Source organism: Bacillus sp. SRL337, from assembly GCF_984799155.1.
This window is the reverse complement of record NZ_OZ481793.1, coordinates 239366-255863: the sequence shown is the minus strand read 5'-3', so window position 1 is coordinate 255863 and position 16498 is coordinate 239366. Positions and strand designations below refer to the sequence as shown.

At 44.3% G+C, this 16498-nt stretch carries 14 protein-coding genes and 1 other annotated feature; of the genes, 6 read left to right on the top strand and 8 right to left on the bottom strand.

The window, feature by feature from the left end:
• Positions 1-166: 166 nt before the first annotated feature.
• Positions 167-1636, bottom strand: coding sequence for a SulP family inorganic anion transporter (locus tag AC4E8A_RS01325; protein WP_490196386.1), 1470 nt, complete (start codon positions 1634-1636; stop codon positions 167-169).
• Positions 1637-1926: 290 nt separating this feature from the next.
• On the opposite strand from AC4E8A_RS01325, the gene AC4E8A_RS01320 reads away from it, so the two are divergent.
• Complete coding sequence (locus tag AC4E8A_RS01320; RefSeq protein ID WP_490196385.1) at positions 1927-3180, top strand: MFS transporter; 1254 nt, start codon at positions 1927-1929, stop codon at positions 3178-3180.
• 64 nt (positions 3181-3244) lie between these two features.
• Here the strand turns inward: AC4E8A_RS01320 and AC4E8A_RS01315 are convergent, their stop codons facing one another.
• Both AC4E8A_RS01315 and AC4E8A_RS01310 read right to left on the bottom strand, forming a co-directional pair.
• Positions 3245-3340 (bottom strand): YjcZ family sporulation protein, encoded by a 96-nt coding sequence (locus tag AC4E8A_RS01315; RefSeq protein WP_113927699.1) that lies wholly within the window; start codon positions 3338-3340, stop codon positions 3245-3247.
• A 191-nt stretch (positions 3341-3531) separates the two neighbouring features.
• Positions 3532-4377 (bottom strand): protein-glutamine gamma-glutamyltransferase, encoded by an 846-nt coding sequence (locus tag AC4E8A_RS01310; RefSeq protein WP_490196383.1) that lies wholly within the window; start codon positions 4375-4377, stop codon positions 3532-3534.
• A 189-nt stretch (positions 4378-4566) separates the two neighbouring features.
• Between AC4E8A_RS01310 and AC4E8A_RS01305 the strand changes: the two genes are divergently transcribed.
• Positions 4567-5136 carry a GNAT family N-acetyltransferase gene (locus AC4E8A_RS01305; protein ID WP_490196381.1) on the top strand — a complete coding sequence of 190 codons (570 nt, stop codon included), beginning with the start codon at positions 4567-4569 and terminating at the stop codon, positions 5134-5136.
• A 627-nt stretch (positions 5137-5763) separates the two neighbouring features.
• On the opposite strand, the gene AC4E8A_RS01300 is transcribed toward AC4E8A_RS01305, so the two are convergent.
• Complete coding sequence (locus AC4E8A_RS01300; RefSeq protein WP_490196380.1) at positions 5764-6555, bottom strand: hypothetical protein; 792 nt, start codon at positions 6553-6555, stop codon at positions 5764-5766.
• Positions 6556-6695: 140 nt separating this feature from the next.
• Between AC4E8A_RS01300 and mgtE the strand changes: the two genes are divergently transcribed.
• The 4 genes from mgtE to argS all read left to right on the top strand — a co-directional run bounded on the left by mgtE (position 6696) and on the right by argS (position 13351).
• Positions 6696-8054: a magnesium transporter gene (mgtE, locus tag AC4E8A_RS01295; RefSeq protein WP_490196379.1), complete on the top strand. Its 1359-nt coding sequence runs from the start codon at positions 6696-6698 to the stop codon at positions 8052-8054.
• 133 nt (positions 8055-8187) lie between these two features.
• Positions 8188-9489, top strand: coding sequence for a hemolysin family protein (locus tag AC4E8A_RS01290; protein WP_490196378.1), 1302 nt, complete (start codon positions 8188-8190; stop codon positions 9487-9489).
• 650 nt (positions 9490-10139) lie between these two features.
• Entirely contained in the window at positions 10140-11318 is a 1179-nt protein-coding gene (locus AC4E8A_RS01285) for an FtsW/RodA/SpoVE family cell cycle protein (RefSeq protein ID WP_490196376.1), read from the top strand.
• A 61-nt stretch (positions 11319-11379) separates the two neighbouring features.
• Positions 11380-11587, top strand: a binding site (T-box leader).
• A gap of 75 nt (positions 11588-11662) precedes the next feature.
• Entirely contained in the window at positions 11663-13351 is a 1689-nt protein-coding gene (gene argS, locus AC4E8A_RS01280) for an arginine--tRNA ligase (protein WP_490196375.1), read from the top strand.
• 142 nt (positions 13352-13493) lie between these two features.
• Here the strand turns inward: argS and AC4E8A_RS01275 are convergent, their stop codons facing one another.
• The 4 genes from AC4E8A_RS01275 to AC4E8A_RS01260 all read right to left on the bottom strand — a co-directional run bounded on the left by AC4E8A_RS01275 (position 13494) and on the right by AC4E8A_RS01260 (position 16370).
• Positions 13494-14309: a DUF368 domain-containing protein gene (locus AC4E8A_RS01275; RefSeq protein WP_490196374.1), complete on the bottom strand. Its 816-nt coding sequence runs from the start codon at positions 14307-14309 to the stop codon at positions 13494-13496.
• 541 nt (positions 14310-14850) lie between these two features.
• Positions 14851-15768 carry a diacylglycerol/lipid kinase family protein gene (locus AC4E8A_RS01270; RefSeq protein WP_490196372.1) on the bottom strand — a complete coding sequence of 306 codons (918 nt, stop codon included), beginning with the start codon at positions 15766-15768 and terminating at the stop codon, positions 14851-14853.
• Positions 15769-15864: 96 nt separating this feature from the next.
• On the bottom strand, positions 15865-16149 hold the full coding sequence (locus tag AC4E8A_RS01265) for a hypothetical protein (RefSeq protein ID WP_490196371.1): 285 nt from the start codon (positions 16147-16149) through the stop codon (positions 15865-15867).
• A gap of 71 nt (positions 16150-16220) precedes the next feature.
• The gene (locus tag AC4E8A_RS01260) at positions 16221-16370 is read right to left on the bottom strand and encodes an Lmo0850 family protein (RefSeq protein WP_490196370.1); all 150 of its coding nucleotides are present in this window, start codon (positions 16368-16370) and stop codon (positions 16221-16223) included.
• Positions 16371-16498: the final 128 nt, after the last annotated feature.

Below are 16498 nucleotides of genomic sequence, written 5' to 3'. Positions count from 1 at the left end.
GAAAGAAAAGAGCTGCCCGTTCTTTTTCGAGAGTAAAACCCTATGAATACAGGGGAAAAATCCGGCACTTGGGATTTTTCCGAAAGCAACAATATATGCGAAAACAGCCTTTTTAAAAAAACCACAAAAAAAGACTGCTCCTCCGAAGAAGAACAGTCTCTTTATCTTAATGGCCTGAAATCTTGGCGCCTTCTTTATTATGCACAGCCAATTTATCTATAAGGTTTGAACTCGCATCGTTCATGCCTACCAGTGTCACCGCGGCGCCTGATTCTCTCAGCTTCAGGACAACACGATCGATAGCATTGACACCGGAGTCATCCCAGATGTGCGCTTTGGATAAGTCGATTTCAATCTTTTCTGCACTATCGTTATAGTCGAATGCTGCAATAAAGTCGGTTACAGAGGCAAAGAAGATCTGGCCTGTCACCTGATACACATGTTTACCTGTCTGATCCTCAATGAATGAGCGCACATGCACTTCAGAGATTTTTGCCGCAAAGAATAGAGCACTAAGAATAATACCGGCAAATACACCCTTGGATAAATCATGAGTGTAGACAACGACTGCCACTGTCACAATCATTACCAATGAATCTGTAATAGGGGCTTTTTTCAGTGTTTTCAAAGAACCCCAGTCAAACGTTCCGATCGAGACCATGATCATGACTCCCACAAGTGCCGCCATCGGAATTTGGACAACAAGATCACCCAGCACAAGGATAAGGAACATCAGGAATACACCAGCGACGAAAGCAGACAAGCGTCCGCGTCCGCCTGATTTGACATTGATGACTGATTGGCCGATCATTGCGCAGCCTGCCATCCCGCCGAAGAATCCGGCAACGATGTTTGCAATCCCCTGGCCTTTACTTTCCTGGTTCTTGTCACTTGCCGTGTCTGTCATATCATCGACAATGGAAGCTGTTAATAGAGATTCCAACAACCCAACCATAGCCAACGCGATGGAATAAGGGAAGATAATAGCCAACGTTTCCATGTTAAATGGGATTTCCGGCACCAGGAACATAGGCAGGGATCTTGTTAATTCCCCCATGTCTCCAACCGTTTTGACACCCAGTCCGCCAAAAATAACAATCATGGAAATGACAATGATCGCAATCAGCGGAGATGGAACAACTTTCGTGAACCTGGGAAGAATGTAAATGATAGCAAGAGCACCTGCAATCAAGGCATATACCATCATGCCTTCACCAAGGAAATGAGGTACCTGCGCCATAAAGATTAGGATCGCCAAGGCGTTTACGAACCCCACCATAACGGAGCGGGGAATGAACTTCATGAATCTGGACAGCTTGAACACGCCGAATAATATCTGCAGGACACCCGTTAAAATCGTGGCTGCAAATAAGTATTGAAGTCCGTGATCCTTCACCAAAGTGACCATAACAAGTGCCATTGCACCTGTTGCGGCAGAGATCATCGCAGGACGTCCACCAACAAAAGCAATCACAACTGCAATACAGAAGGAAGCATACAACCCAACCATCGGATCGACACCTGCAATGATGGAAAACGCAATCGCTTCCGGTATCAAAGCCAGGGCAACGACGATACCTGAAAGGATATCTCCCCGCACATTGTGGAACCATTCAGTTTTATAATTTTTGAACAATAACTTGCACCTCTTTCTAGTACTATAGTATTTCTTTTCCCGTAGAAAAGACTCCGACCAAAACATCAGTAATCATACCGTCTATCGAGAAACTTAACAAGAGGTTATGTAAGCGTTATTACACATTATTTTCTCTACTATTCTTTGATTACCTTTGAATTACTCTACCCATCCATAAAATTACGTTCAGCCAAATCTCAATTATTCAGAAAAAAACTTCCTTGTTTACAAGTCAAATGTTTCAAATACAACTCACCTTTTTGCTATCCTGGGAAAAGGAGGTTGTGACAATGAATTCAGATGCACCTATACATACGAAATTCTACTATGGCTGGGTTATTGTTGCTGTTGCAGGACTGGCTGTATTTTTTTCAGGGCCAGGCCAAACATACTCAGTGTCCGTATTCATCGATAAATATATTGAAGAGTTTGGCTGGAGCCGCTCACAGGTATCTTCCATTTATTCCGCCGCAACCTTACTCTCAGGTTTATGCATGTTCTTTGTCGGCTGGTTCATCGACCGGTTCGGGCAGAGGCGGATGTTCGTATTTGTTTCCATCGGGCTTGCTCTTGCCTGTTTTCTGAACAGCATGGTGGCGAACATTGCAATGCTCTTTTTTGGTTTTTTCCTGATCAGGCTGTTCGGGCAGGGTTCACTGACCCTTATCCCGAATACGCTCGTCCCTCAATGGTTCATCTTGAAGCGGGGCAAAGCATTGAGCTTTATGGCTATTGGTGGATTCGCCAGCTCTGCCGCACTTCCGCCGGTCAACGCCTGGCTCGTGGCGCAATTCGGCTGGAGTTTCACATGGCAAGTATGGGCAGTGCTTCTTCTCATCATTTTCACACCACTCGCCCTCTTTTTTGTACGCAACAAGCCTGAAGACATCGGTCTTTTGCCCGACGGCCGGCAGGTCAGACCTGACGGGCCGGTAGAGGAAGAACATGACCTTGAGGATAATTGGACGTTCCAGGAAGCCGTGAGAACCAGAGCCTTCTGGCTGCTCTTATTCTGTGTCAGCATCCCGGCATTGGTGAATACAGGCATCACCTTCCACCTCATCTCGATCTTCAAATGGAATGATCTGTCTGCAGGGTCTGCCGCGCTTGTATTGAGTCTGATGGCGCTTGTCGGGTTTCCTGTGACACTGCTTGCCGGAAGGGTGCTGGATAAAATAAAAGTCAACTATGTACTCGCCGGCATTTTTTTGGGTGAAATTATTTTCATCTTATTTCTTTTTATAACAAAGTCACCTTGGCTTGCGATTGTCTTTGGTCTTCTTTGGGGAATCAGCGGAGGGTTTGAAAGAATTGCCCTGACCTATATCTGGCCAAGTTATTTCGGACGCGCGTCTCTTGGGCGAATCAAAGGAACCGCCACCACGGTCATGGTATTAGGCTCCGCATTCGGGCCGCTGCCCTTTGGTTTTGCATACGACACCTTCGATGGCTATACGGAAATTCTGCTGCTGACCTTGATTCTGCCAGCTTTGGGTATCTTAGCTTCACTCCTGGCTTCAAAACCCTCCAGGGAAACCGCCTGAAGGAATTGGAAAAAGAAAAAATCCTGTACAGGCTGTGCTGTACAGGATTTTTTGCGATTTTATATTAACACTTAGGGATGAAAGAAGCGCCGACGATGATTAACAGGATGAACAACACGACGATCAATACAAAGTCTCCATATCCGCGGGCCGGAGCCACGGGAGCACAATATCCATAAGCAGGCGCAGTGTACGCAGGAGACACAGCTGTTGGTGCCATATTTACATTAGGAGCTGCATTTACATTACCATACATTTCTAGTCACTTCCTTTTAGGGCATATTTATCACTAACTATAGTACTCCTTACATGCGTGATGTGAGCCCGTCAACCCTGAAATTGGGTAGAAGTCTACAGTGGTGAACTTATCCCTTTATACAGATAGCGATGATACCTCATGCAGGAAATCGAATCTTTGTTGTGATGTGCAACCCAGTGGTGTTTCTTCTGCCTGCTCCATTGGGAAACCCCATAGCCCGCTGCGCTGTTAAACGAAAGCCTGGTGATCAAATTGGATAGGTGAGCCGGCTGTGAACTCCCCTCTTTCCTCATTTCATTAAGGAAATCAATGATCTTATCACCACTCATGATGCCAAGTCCGTGTCCAAAATACTGCCCATCCTCCATTACGACCGCATTTACTCCCCTGTACCAAGGGTTTTCCGGGCTGTAGTCCGGGTTATTAAAATACACCACATCTCCGGGAAGGATATGATCTCCATAAAAAGTGTGAATTCCAAGATCAGGATCAGTATGCCAGCTGTACAAATAGAGATTTTGAAAGATCCTATTGAAATCAGACTGGGGTATGGTGTTCAGGATTGCATGATAAAAAATGATGACACACGCTGTAGCACATTCAAATGCATACTGCTGACTGTTCGTAAAAATGTCGCGGACCGCATCAGAAGGGTTTACTCCCTTCTTCAGCATGAAGCCTCCCGTTTCTGTCAGATTCCAATAGAAAGGGTTGCAAGCAGCATAGGCAAAGGTGGTAAATACCGCCTTGCCCTCACTCATTTGTTTCGCGCTCCCCATCATGTTTTTCCGGTATTTCAATTCAAACAGAAAATCATTGTTTGAAGGATATGAATAAACGGTCCCCGCATCGGCCATCTTGCTTGCGATACGGTTCTCAACACTGTCCTGGTCCAGTGAATTCATCTGTTGAAAGGGTCTTCCTGCTATTTGTATCATTTCATTCCCCATCCCTTGGATATTTGTTACTACTATTTCTATTCGAACCCGGGATTGAAAATGTGAATAGGGATGAAAAACGGTACCTTGCCGGTCTATCCTGCAATGGATTTTCCTTTTGAGAAACAGACAAATATGTTTAAATGAAATAAAGATGTAATTTTCTGAATTGGATATAGGAGAGATACAATGACAATTATAGGCACAAAAGTGATATTGCGGGCGGTCGAACCTGAAGATCTTCCAGAGCTGTTCCATTTAATTTATGGGGAAGGCGATGCTCTGCCTGAGTGGAAAAATTGGGATGCCCCTTATTTTCCACACCCCAAACCAAACTATAAAGCTTACGTAAAAGGGACCGAGAAAAAAATAAAAGAAGGACGTGACAACCAGAGAATGGCCATCGTTGTCAATGAGACCATCATCGGCACTGTCACTTACTACTGGGAAAACCGGGACACCAAATGGCTTGAAGCCGGCATCGGGATTTACCGCCCCGAGTATTGGAACGGCGGCTATGGTACAGAGGCATTGGCTTTATGGGTTGAACATTTGTTTGCCACTCTTGATATCCCGCGTGTCGGCATCACCACCTGGTCAGGAAATGAGCGCATGATGAAGGCAGCCGAAAAAATCGGCATGGTTCTTGAAGGGCGTCTGAGGAAATGCCGTTATTACAATGGAGAATATTATGATTCCATCCGGATGGGTGTGCTTCGTGAAGAGTGGGAAGAGAATAGGCCGGATTTCATACGGTGACAGGATAAGCTCTGCTTGTCCTGTTTTTTTAAGCTCTTTTCGTACACTTTGTTGCTATTTGATAATAATTCCGAAAGATAGTGGCGTAATGAACCGGGAAAAATCCTGTTTAGCTAGAGAGAAAAGAGCTTCTCTCTTCGTTCAGAGCGAACAACTCAACTTAGTATACAGGGGAAAAATCCGGCTTTTGGGATCTTTCCGATAGCAACAATATATTTGAAAACAGGCTTTTTTTCAAGACTCTTTGAGGCGGGAGTTCTTCCGGTCAGTACTTAAAATCATCCTCCTTCAAGGTTCTTTGGGACCGGTTTCTTCCTATCCATGTTCTTGAAATCCACTTTCGGGACGGGATTTTTTCTGTTCATGTCCTGAAATCCTCTTTCTAGACAGGTTTTGTTCTGGTCATCTAAGTGAAACGCGGATGACTATGGATACTATCAATTCGCGCTTTCAGACAAATAGCACCGCTTGCTAACTAAATCATTGCTGGATTTGGACTTTCTCGTCAATCTCGGCTGATTTCGTTCGCCCTTTATCCCTTTAAAGCGGTGGGGGACTGTCCCCACCGCTTTAAAGGACTGCAGTAAATAAAGAACCAGATCAAGCACACGGCTTGGTCTGGTTCTTTTAGTTGATGTAGAGTCCCCACTCTTTGGTTTTCCGATCAAAGACGAAGTATCCGTATGGCTGGTTGCCCGAACGTGTTTTATAGTCGTCATACATGGTGTCCATGTTCATGTAATCTCCCATGACCCAAATCGGAATCTTGATATTCCCTCTGCCTCTCACAGTCTTTTCAATTGAGATAGCCACACCTTCCTTGATCTTTTCCTTTAAAGAATACATCACTTCTTTAGGAATCGCCGGGAGGTTGGCAACCTTTTGGCCGGGCAGGAGGCGCTTCAAGGACTTGTCTCCTTTTTGCTGCAGCAGCTTCGCAGAAACAGTGCTTCCGAGCATACTGTAGAAGTCATCAGAATAGCGGTAATAGGTTTTGTTGAACCATCCGTCATCATGGGAAAGATAAACGTAGCGGTTATTCAATTTTGAATAAAAAGGAGAATGAAGGCTTTGTTTTGTATGTCCCAAATAGAGGATTTCAGCCAGTTCCTGTCCGCTGAGCTGATCGAGACCGTCCACTTCTTCAAAATCGATCCAGCAGAAATCTCCATAATTGTGTATATTATCTCCCGCCAGTTTGCTGACCTCTTTCTTGTTTGTATACTCCATCATGGTATTCATATTGAATGATCCGTGATCGAATTGATGCTTGATCATCAGCAGATGATTGAGAGGCTGCGGCAGGTTTTGCGAGAAATCACGGAACTCCAATCCGTAAGACATCACATATTTCAGTATCTCATTTTGGTGTACATAGATGACGTCTTTGAAATTGCCGTTCTGTTTCAGTTGTACCACATCCCTTATTCTGGAATCCGAATTCATACTGTTAATTTTATCAAATTTTGACGAAAATAATATTTTATTATGATTACATTTTTTTAATTCAGTTTGTGTTTATAATAAAAGATGAAATCTCCACCAAGGGAGGTCTGAGCATGTACAAGACATTGCCGCAAGACCAATTGACACTGCTAACCATCAAAGCCCTAAAAGAGGGAAAGAACACTGAACTCCAGCAAATCATGGAAGAATTGCAGCCCTATGATATGGCTTTGACTTATAAAGATTTGCCCGAAAAACATCAGTCCCGTTTTCTCCTGCAATTAACTATACCCGTTCTGGCGGATATGATTCAGGAGCTTGACCAGGCGGAACAAATTTCTGCCCTCCAAAAGATAGGAAAAGAACGATCCGGCCAAGTCCTTGATGATATGGATAATGATGATATTGCTTCCCTGCTCGACAACATGTCTCCCGAGCGGATCCAACAGTTTTTGTCAGGAATGACGCAAGAGGAATCTTCCATTGTCCAGGATATGATGAATTATCCGCCCGAAACTGCTGGCCGTTTGATGACCAACCGCTTTGTCTGGATCAGACACTCTTACTCTGTCAGGGAAGCCGTCGACAAACTAAAGACGTTTGCTGAATTTGCCGAAACCATCAATTATTTGTATGTGGTTGATGAAGGCCGAAAAGTGGTGGGGGTCGTCTCCTACCGCGATCTCCTTCTTGCTGATACACACCACATGATCAAGGATATCATGTACACCCGTGTTATTTCCATCGGGCTGGAAACGGACCAGGAGGAAGCCGCACGGCTGATTGAACGATATGACTTCCTCGCCATCCCCGTCGTTGACGATGAGGGTATATTGAAAGGAATTATTACTTTCGATGACATCATCGACGTTGTCATCCAGGAAGCCAATGAAGATATAGAAAAATTGTCCGCATCCGGTAAAGCCATCGACTTTGATACAAAATCACATGTTGCTGCATATAGAAGGCTGCCCTGGTTGATTTTGCTCCTGTTTATCGGGCTTGTGTCCGGAAGCATCATCGCTTCTTTTGAAGAAACATTATCACAGGCTGTCGCTCTGGCCTTTTTTATGCCGATGATTGCCGGAATGACAGGTAACACCGGCACACAGTCTCTTGCGGTCGTTGTCCGCGGACTTGCTTCCCGTGATATTGATATGAAAATGGTCTTACGCTTGATTGCACGGGAATTCGGTGTAGCACTGATTATAGGTATTACCTGTGCTATCCTGATTGCCGTCATTGCTTATGTCTGGCAGGGCAGTTACATACTTGGTTTTGTGGTAGGCTCTTCCCTTCTGCTTACACTGATCATCGGTACGATGGCCGGCACAGTGATTCCGTTGATATTATATAAACTGAAGATCGACCCGGCCGTAGCTTCTGGACCGTTAATCACGACTATCAATGATATTTTATCGCTGCTCATCTATTTTGGTATTGCCTCATTTTTTATTCATTCAATCATGTAGAGAGGCCTCTGCCCTGAATTATTCTATGTATAAAGACTAATTACAATCTAATGGGGGAATGTAATGGTAACAGTTTTTTCAGGAGGTGCAGCGGCCCATTCCTCTTAAAAATCCAAGGGGAGGCCCTTAATATATGATTGCTTTAAATCTGTTTCTCGTGGCGGTCTTAATTGGTTTAACAGCTTTTTTTGTCGCTTCCGAGTTCGCAATAGTCAAAGTGAGGTCGAGCCGTATCGATCAGCTTGTTGCCGAAGGAAGTGAAAAAGCGGTGGCAGCGCAAAGAATCATCTCCAATCTGGATGGATACCTGTCAGCCTGCCAGCTCGGCATTACCATTACGGCATTGGGTTTGGGGTGGCTGGGTGAGCCCACCATTGTCGTCCTGCTGAACCCAGTCTTTAATAACTTTGCCGTCCCGGAATCGGCATCCCATATCATTTCCTTTATTATTGCCTTTGGTGTGATTACATTTCTTCACGTGGTCATCGGGGAATTGGCACCAAAAACATGGGCAATCCAGAAAGCTGAGCAAATCACACTCCTCACAGCGAAACCATTAATCCTTTTTTATAAAATCATGTATCCTTTCATTTTCACATTGAATGGTTCTGCCCGCTTCATCACCAGAATGTTCGGGCTTGGAACTGCATCTGAACATGAAGTCGCACATTCTGAAGAAGAACTCAGGATCATTTTATCTGAGAGCTATGAAAGTGGGGAAATTAATCAATCTGAACTTGATTATGTAAATAAAATCTTTGAATTTGATAACCGGATCGCCAAAGAAGTGATGGTTCCCAGAACGGAAATCGTCAGCCTTGAAAAGGATACACCATTAAAGGAAATCGTCCGGACAGTAAAAGAGGAAGGCTACACCCGGTATCCTGTCATCGAGGGAGATAAAGATAACATTCTGGGGCTCATCAATATCAAGGAGATTCTGACTGACTGCCTGAGCAATGAGTGCCCTCAAGATCAGCCGGTCCCTAACTATATCAAACCGATAATCAGAGTCATTGAAACCATTCCGATTCATAACCTTTTACTGAAAATGCAGAAGGAACGCTCACATATGGCGATTCTCATTGATGAATACGGCGGTACTGCAGGTCTCGTAACAGCGGAAGATATTATAGAAGAAATAGTAGGTGAAATCCAGGATGAGTTTGATATCGACGAACGTCCACATGTACAAAAGCTCGGCGAGGAACACTTTATCTTTGACGCAAAACTCCTGATCAATGAATTCAATGACCTGCTCGGGACTGGCCTTTCTGACGAAGAAGTAGATACCATCGGCGGCTGGATGCTCACCCAAAGATATGATCTTAAACAAGGGGACTCCCTGACAGAAGGAGGATATAAAATCACTGCCAAGGAAATGGAAGGACACCATATCTTTTATGTTGAAGTAAGAAGAATGAAAGAGGACTGACCGGCATGCTCCGGCAGTCCTTCTTGTTTGCCGGGACGCATTAATTTGTCATTTTAGGGTAATAGAATGATTGTTCCAGAATCCTTTCTTTGATAGAGTTAAGGAGGGTTGGTTTTGGAGCAGCTTTTTACATAAAAATATTTTATTGATTGCTCCAATCATTTTAACCAGTGAGTACACTACACCCAAAACCAATTTTCCTTTATTCAACAGCTTTATCATTTTTATTAGCTGCCTATTCAAGTTGTGACGGTGGTTAGAGTGGAATTTGCGGTACTCTTAACCCCACAATCCAGCTCCAGCGTCTAGCTGATTTCAGGCTCTCTTCTTGCGATAAGTCAACATCGGCTCGCTTGCGTTCGCCGTGTGTCCTTTATCTCATGCGTGAGCCTTCCAATCAGTACGTCGCTGATCGGCCGCTTGCGCTTTTTATCAATCCAGCTACAGCGCCTAGCCCCTCGGGGTCATAAGCCAATCCGTCTGGAAGGTTAAAGAGCAACCTTCCTGCCGGCTCGTCTTATGCCTGTCGGGGCTGTTCAAGGCCGCTTGCGCTTTTTAGCCATAATTTTACTATTAAAAACATTTTCATATTTCACGGACTTCCATTAAACTGTACTATAGAATTCAATTAGAAATTAAGGTGAATGCAAATGGAAACTCGCCAGCGTTTTTCAGATAAAATCGATTGGGGATTAATATTTTTACTGTTCCTCTTCTTCATTGTCAGCACCATTGCCATCAGCAGCGCCCAGCAGACTGGGCAATATGCCGGATATAACTTTGTATTGAGGCAGGCTTTCTGGTATGTCGTTGGATTTATCCTGATCGGGTTCGCTCTTTTGTTTGATCCGGACCAATACAAAAGACTTGCCTGGTATGCCTATGGATTCGGGCTGTTCCTGCTTGGAGTGTTAGCCATCGCTCCTTCCAGTATTGCACCAGTTCGAAACGGAGCAAAAAGCTGGTTCGAACTTCCGGGAGTCGGCTCGATTCAGCCATCTGAATTCATGAAGACCTTCTTGATTCTCGCCATAGCAAGGGTCATCAGCAGCCACCATGAGGCCAATCCAAAGAAGACATTAAAGACCGATTTCATGTTACTTGTAAAAATCGGCGTGGTTACCATGATTCCTCTTGGACTGATCATGCTGCAGCCCGACCTAGGTACATCGCTTGTCATCATCGCGATTGTCTCAGGCTTGATCCTTGTTTCAGGAATCACATGGAAATTGATTGTCCCTATCTTTACCGGCGTCGCTGCGATCGGCGGCTCAATCCTTGCATTGGTCGTATACGCACCACAGCTTTTGGAGAAATACCTGAAAGTCCAGCCGTATCAATTCGGCCGGATCTATTCCTGGCTTGATCCCTACAACTATCAAAAGCAAGAAGGTTATCACTTGGTCAATTCCCTGAAAGCCATCGGGTCCGGACAGGTATTGGGGAAAGGATACCAGGATAAACAGGTTTATATCCCGGAGAATCATACAGACTTCATCTTCAGTGTCATCGGTGAAGAATTTGGATTCATCGGCGCCAGTATTGTCATCAGTTTGTTCTTCCTGCTTATCTATCATTTGACGAAGACAGCTCTTGATATTAAAGAACCGTTCAGCGCTTATGTCTGTGCAGGTGTCATCAGCATGATCACCTTCCACGTATTCCAGAATATCGGCATGACAATCCAACTTCTTCCGATCACTGGTATCCCCCTTCCATTCATCAGCTACGGGGGAAGCGCTCTGATGGGGAATATGCTCGCCCTGGGATTGGTCTTCAGCATGAGGTTTTACCATAAAAATTACATGTTCTCGTCAGACGATTCGTAAAATTTTCCATACAAAAGGTTTCCTTTCGTATTGGATATGTGTATAATACTCTCTAACAATAATAAGTTCGATGACAAAGAGAGTAGTTTCAAGGCCAGGACTTAAGAGAGCCGGGGATGGTGGAAGCCCGGCGTTCCCCTTGAAATGAACCGCACTTTGGAGAAGCATATCCGAAACCATTCAGTAGGATACGCCGGGTACATCCCGTTATCTGATGAGCTGCCCTGTTTGGGGAAGAAGAGTGGTACCGCGGGAACCCCGTCTCTATTTTGAGACGGGGTTTTTTTGTATCCACAAAACAGCTCTTGGTCATCCAACGCACAATTCTGTCGGAGGTGGAACTCATGAATTTATATGATTTTTATACTGATTTATTGAAAGAGCAGCTTGGTGAACACATGAGCAGAGCAGAAATTAAACTGGCTATTGAAACACCGAAGTTTTCCCACCAGGGAGACCTTTCCTTCCCCTGTTTTCAGTTAGCAAAAAAGAAAAAACAATCACCTGCAGCCATTGCAAACGAATTGGCAAGCTCACTTGCCAGCTCGTACTTGCTAAAAGCAGAAGCTGCCGGGCCCTATGTAAATATCTTTTTTAACAGAAAAGAAACCGGAAAAGAAATCATGACCCGCATTTTTGCAAATGGAGATCAATTTGGGAGACACACTTTCGGGGAGGGAAAAGTCATCACCATCGATATGTCTTCCCCTAACATTGCCAAGCCTTTTTCAATGGGGCACCTTCGCTCAACGGTGATCGGTAACTCGATCGCCCTGCTGGCTGAGAAATGCGGCTTTGAAACAGTCAAAATCAATTATATCGGTGACTGGGGAACTCAGTTTGGAAAACTGATCACTGCCTACAAAAAATGGGGGGATGAGGAAAAGGTGAGGACCAATCCAATCCCCGAACTCTTCAGTCTTTATAAAAAATTTCATGAAGAAGCGGAGGTGCATCCATCCCTCAATGATGAAGGCAGAAGAGCCTTTAAGCTTCTGGAAGATGGTGACCCGGAGATGGTTGCCCTTTGGACCTGGTTCAAGAAAGAATCTCTTACCGCCTTTGAAGAAATCTATGAACTGCTGGGTGTCTCCTTTGATTCTTACCATGGCGAATCCTTTTACAATGACAAAATGGAAGCAGCTGTAGAGCTGATCAAGGAAAAAGGCCTTCTCGAAACATCAGAAGGTGCAGACGTGGTGTGGCTCGATGACAAAGGTCTTCCGCCGTCCCTCATCAAAAAATCAGATGGAGCAACCCTTTATGCAACACGGGATATCTCTGCTGCTCTCTACAGAAAAAAAACATATGATTTCTCGCAAGCCCTTTATGTTGTCGGCCAGGAGCAAACCATCCATTTCCGCCAGGTGATCGGTGTTTTGGAAAAGTTGGGAATGCCGTGGGCTGACCAAATGGTTCATATCCCATTCGGACTTTTCCTTCAGGGCGGCAAAAAAATGTCGACAAGAAAAGGCAGGGTCGTCCTCCTTGAGGAAGTATTGAAGGAAGCCATTGCCATTGCCCATACTAATATTAAAGAGAAGAATCCGAACCTTGAAAACGCTCTGGAAACCGCACGCTGGGTAGGAACGGGAGCTGTCATCTTCCATGACTTAAAAAATGACAGAATGAATGATATTGAGTTTTCCCTTGGGGAGATGCTCACTTTCGAAGGCGAAACCGGCCCTTACGTCCAATATACTCATGCAAGAGCCCACTCCATCTTGAGAAAAGCTGCGCCATCTGAACAAACTGATTTTTCCGGCCTGAAGGACCCAGAGAGCTGGGAACTCATTAAAATGTTGAACAAGTATCCTGAGGCAGTGCGAGACGCATATGTCAATTACTCTCCATCGATAGTGGCAAAATATTTACTTGCTGTGAGCAAGGCCTTTAACAAATACTATGGAAAAACAAGAATAGTAGAGGAAAATGCAGAAATGCCATCACGGCTTTTATTGGTGAAAGCTGTCACCGACACCCTAAGTGACGGATTGAGCCTTCTGGGAATCAAAGCACCAAAACAGATGTAGATTGTCGATATTTCCCGAGAAATGTTTTCTCCATCCCCGAACTTTTCTTAAAGATACTGGATTTTGCACCTGCTCAATATCGCGGGCAAAAAAAAACAACAGTCCAATTTACAAAGCAACCTGTAAATTGGACTGTTGTTTTCTATGAATATTCGATTCTTCCCAGCACCCTTGCAAAAAAGAGACCTGCAAGAAATGTTATAATACTCACAATGATAAGCGCGGCACTATCAGGAATACCCGGATAAATGACCACGATCGATCCAATGACAAGGCCGATGATCAGGCCATACGTCCCAGAGGAATAGTGTTCCAGAAAGAATTTGATAAGCTTACTCATCACGACAATCCCCATCAGGATCCCCATTCCAACAACCAAGATGACATCCAGCTGCAAATTGGAAATACTGCTGATGACTGTTGAATAGATACCGATGATCAACAGGATGAATGAGCCGCTGATGCCCGGGAGAATCATTGCTGCACTCGCGATAAAGCCTGAGAAAAACAGCAATACATAGGTTCCTGCTGTAATGTTCTCTATCACAGCAGACTCTTCCGATTTGAAGAAGATCATGGAAGCGACGATGACAGCGCCTATCAGGAGCAATATATAATGATTGGACTTAAACTTTGATTTCATTTCTGACTTCTTTGCTAAATACGGGATGATTCCGATGATCAAGCCCATGAATAGAAATTGAGTAGGCTCGGGATAGTGTTCAAAAAGCCACTCGATCAGCCTCGCCAGTATCAGAATGGATGTGACCACTCCAATGCCAAGCGGTATTAAGAACCGCAGGTGCTCTTTCCAATCTTTACTGAAAATTCCGTTGATAGCTGCAATCAAACGATCGTAAATACCGAGCATGACGGCAATCGTCCCCCCGCTCACCCCGGGAATTACATCACTCGCGCCCATTATCATACCTCTATATATATTTTTCCATTCCCACATTTGATGATCTCCTTTACCTTTTTCTATGCTTAATTAGTAGTATTGGATCAGCCGGTTCATTTCCGGCAGAATGGGTGACTCCGCTGAGCGGGCGGTGAGCCTTCTCAGCTGATAAAAAGCGGAAGCGGCCGTTAAGCGCCGTACGGATTGGACGGCGCTTGCATGAGATAAAGGAAACACGACGAACAGAATGAGTCGATGTTGACTTATCGCAAGGAAAGAGACCGACATCAGCTAGTCGCTGAACACTGGAGCTGAAGGCATCCCGCTAATCCCGGAGGAGGTCACGATCCTTCCACTCCAATCAACCACCGCTAACCACAATACGTCCCGAATTTTAGATGACTTTATTTTCTAGTAGCTATTAAATATACTGAAATAACCGCTACATCAGTTTACCATCATCAGACATTATTTGCTATAGATTATCATAATGCCCGTCCATGTGTCTGTTTCTGTCCTGCTGGTCAAAAAAAAAACAGTTTGATCCAGGGCTCAAATCAAGTTTGCCCGCCACTGGATTCAACTGATTTTTGTTTCGTTACTCTGCTGCTTCTCTTCTCTCTTCCTCCCCGACTATAAACGGGATATGTTTGTTTAACACTTCCATTTGCATGGGGGTGTCAGTATATACCTCGCCATCCATATCAATACTCTGGCTGGGATTCGTCTCTATTGAGGCATTCTTTGCCTGGAAGTGAAGGATTTCTCCGCTATTTTCATTCAGCTTGCCCGTTCCTTTGGCGGCAAGCACCTCTTTTAAGAGCGTGAATCCTGCTTCTTTTATAATGAAGATATCCACCACTCCATCATTATACTTCTGTGGAGAAAGGGGCAGTTCACTTGTGCCAATGAACCTTCCATTGGCGACAAACACCATGACAGCCTTTTCCTCTACAGCCTTCCCATCAATCTCAGCTTTAAAGGTAAAACTTTCTGCCTGCTGTAAGGTTTGGAAGGCACTGAGGTAATAGCTTATCTTGCCGAATATCCCTTTAACCGCCTCATTTACATTTTGAGAGGCATCAGCAATAATGCCGACTCCCCAGAAGTTCGAAAAATAACGGTCATTCGCCTTTACAATATCAATCTCTTCAATCCTGCCATATTTAATCAGCATGGCTGCCTGCTTGATGTTCTGTGGAATCATTAGAGAGCGGCTGAAGTCATTACAGGTTCCAGCTGGAAGAATCGCTGTTTTGGGCCTGTCCGGGAGTTGAGCCAAACCATTTACACACTCATGAACGGTACCATCACCGCCAAGAATGATAATGAGCTCATAGTTTCCGCCTTTGTCCCTGCATATCCGCTCTGCATCAGATTTGCTTTTGGTACCATATAGAGTCAATTCATCACAACATGATGTCAGTTCACCTATGCAGTCTCCCAAGGTCGAATCCATGTCCTCTTGGCCTGCTTTTCCATTGTAGATCAGTAAAGCGTTTCTATACCGGTTCATTATCCTCCAGCCCCCAAACTCTTTTCACTATTATTACTCTTTATTCATACCACTTCCAAGCAAGAAAAAAACACCTAACATAAAGTTAGATGCAGGTCAGGCTGTATTCGAATCCTCTTGAGGAACCGTTTTCATCGCCTTGGAAGCGAAAGCCAGCCTTCCTCTGATATAGGATTGCGGATCATAAGCGATGTTTTCATTTTTAATCCTGTGGATTTCAACTTCTGCAAAGGTTCCAAGTGCCCGGCAAATATTATCCAGTGCCATTTTCAGCGCTTGCGGATCATTGGCCAGCTTCCTGTTCATACACTGATACGAAAGTTCATCAGCCTTGCGTCTAATCCCTTTTAACGTTTCTACATCGAACATGGATTCAGGCATACTATCCCCTCCCCTTCTTGTTAGATTATATCAAAAGGAAAGGATGTTTATGTCTGTCCCATATTTCATTTTTATGAATCATGTGACAATGGTTTTGGTAAAGGCTGCAGGGTTTTAAGCGCTTGAAAAACTTCCATTCTGGATTTGGTCTTTGTAATATTGACACCGACTTTCGAGAGCTTGGAAACGACTTTCTTCAACCGTTCATTTTCATTTGTCACTGTGTACACCCTCTCATAAAATTGTCTCTTACCGTATTACGAACGAATTTACATTTAGTTTCACTTTTTCCGAAATTCCTAAGTCCATTTTATATTACCACTTAATATTCCTTTTAACCTTATTTTGA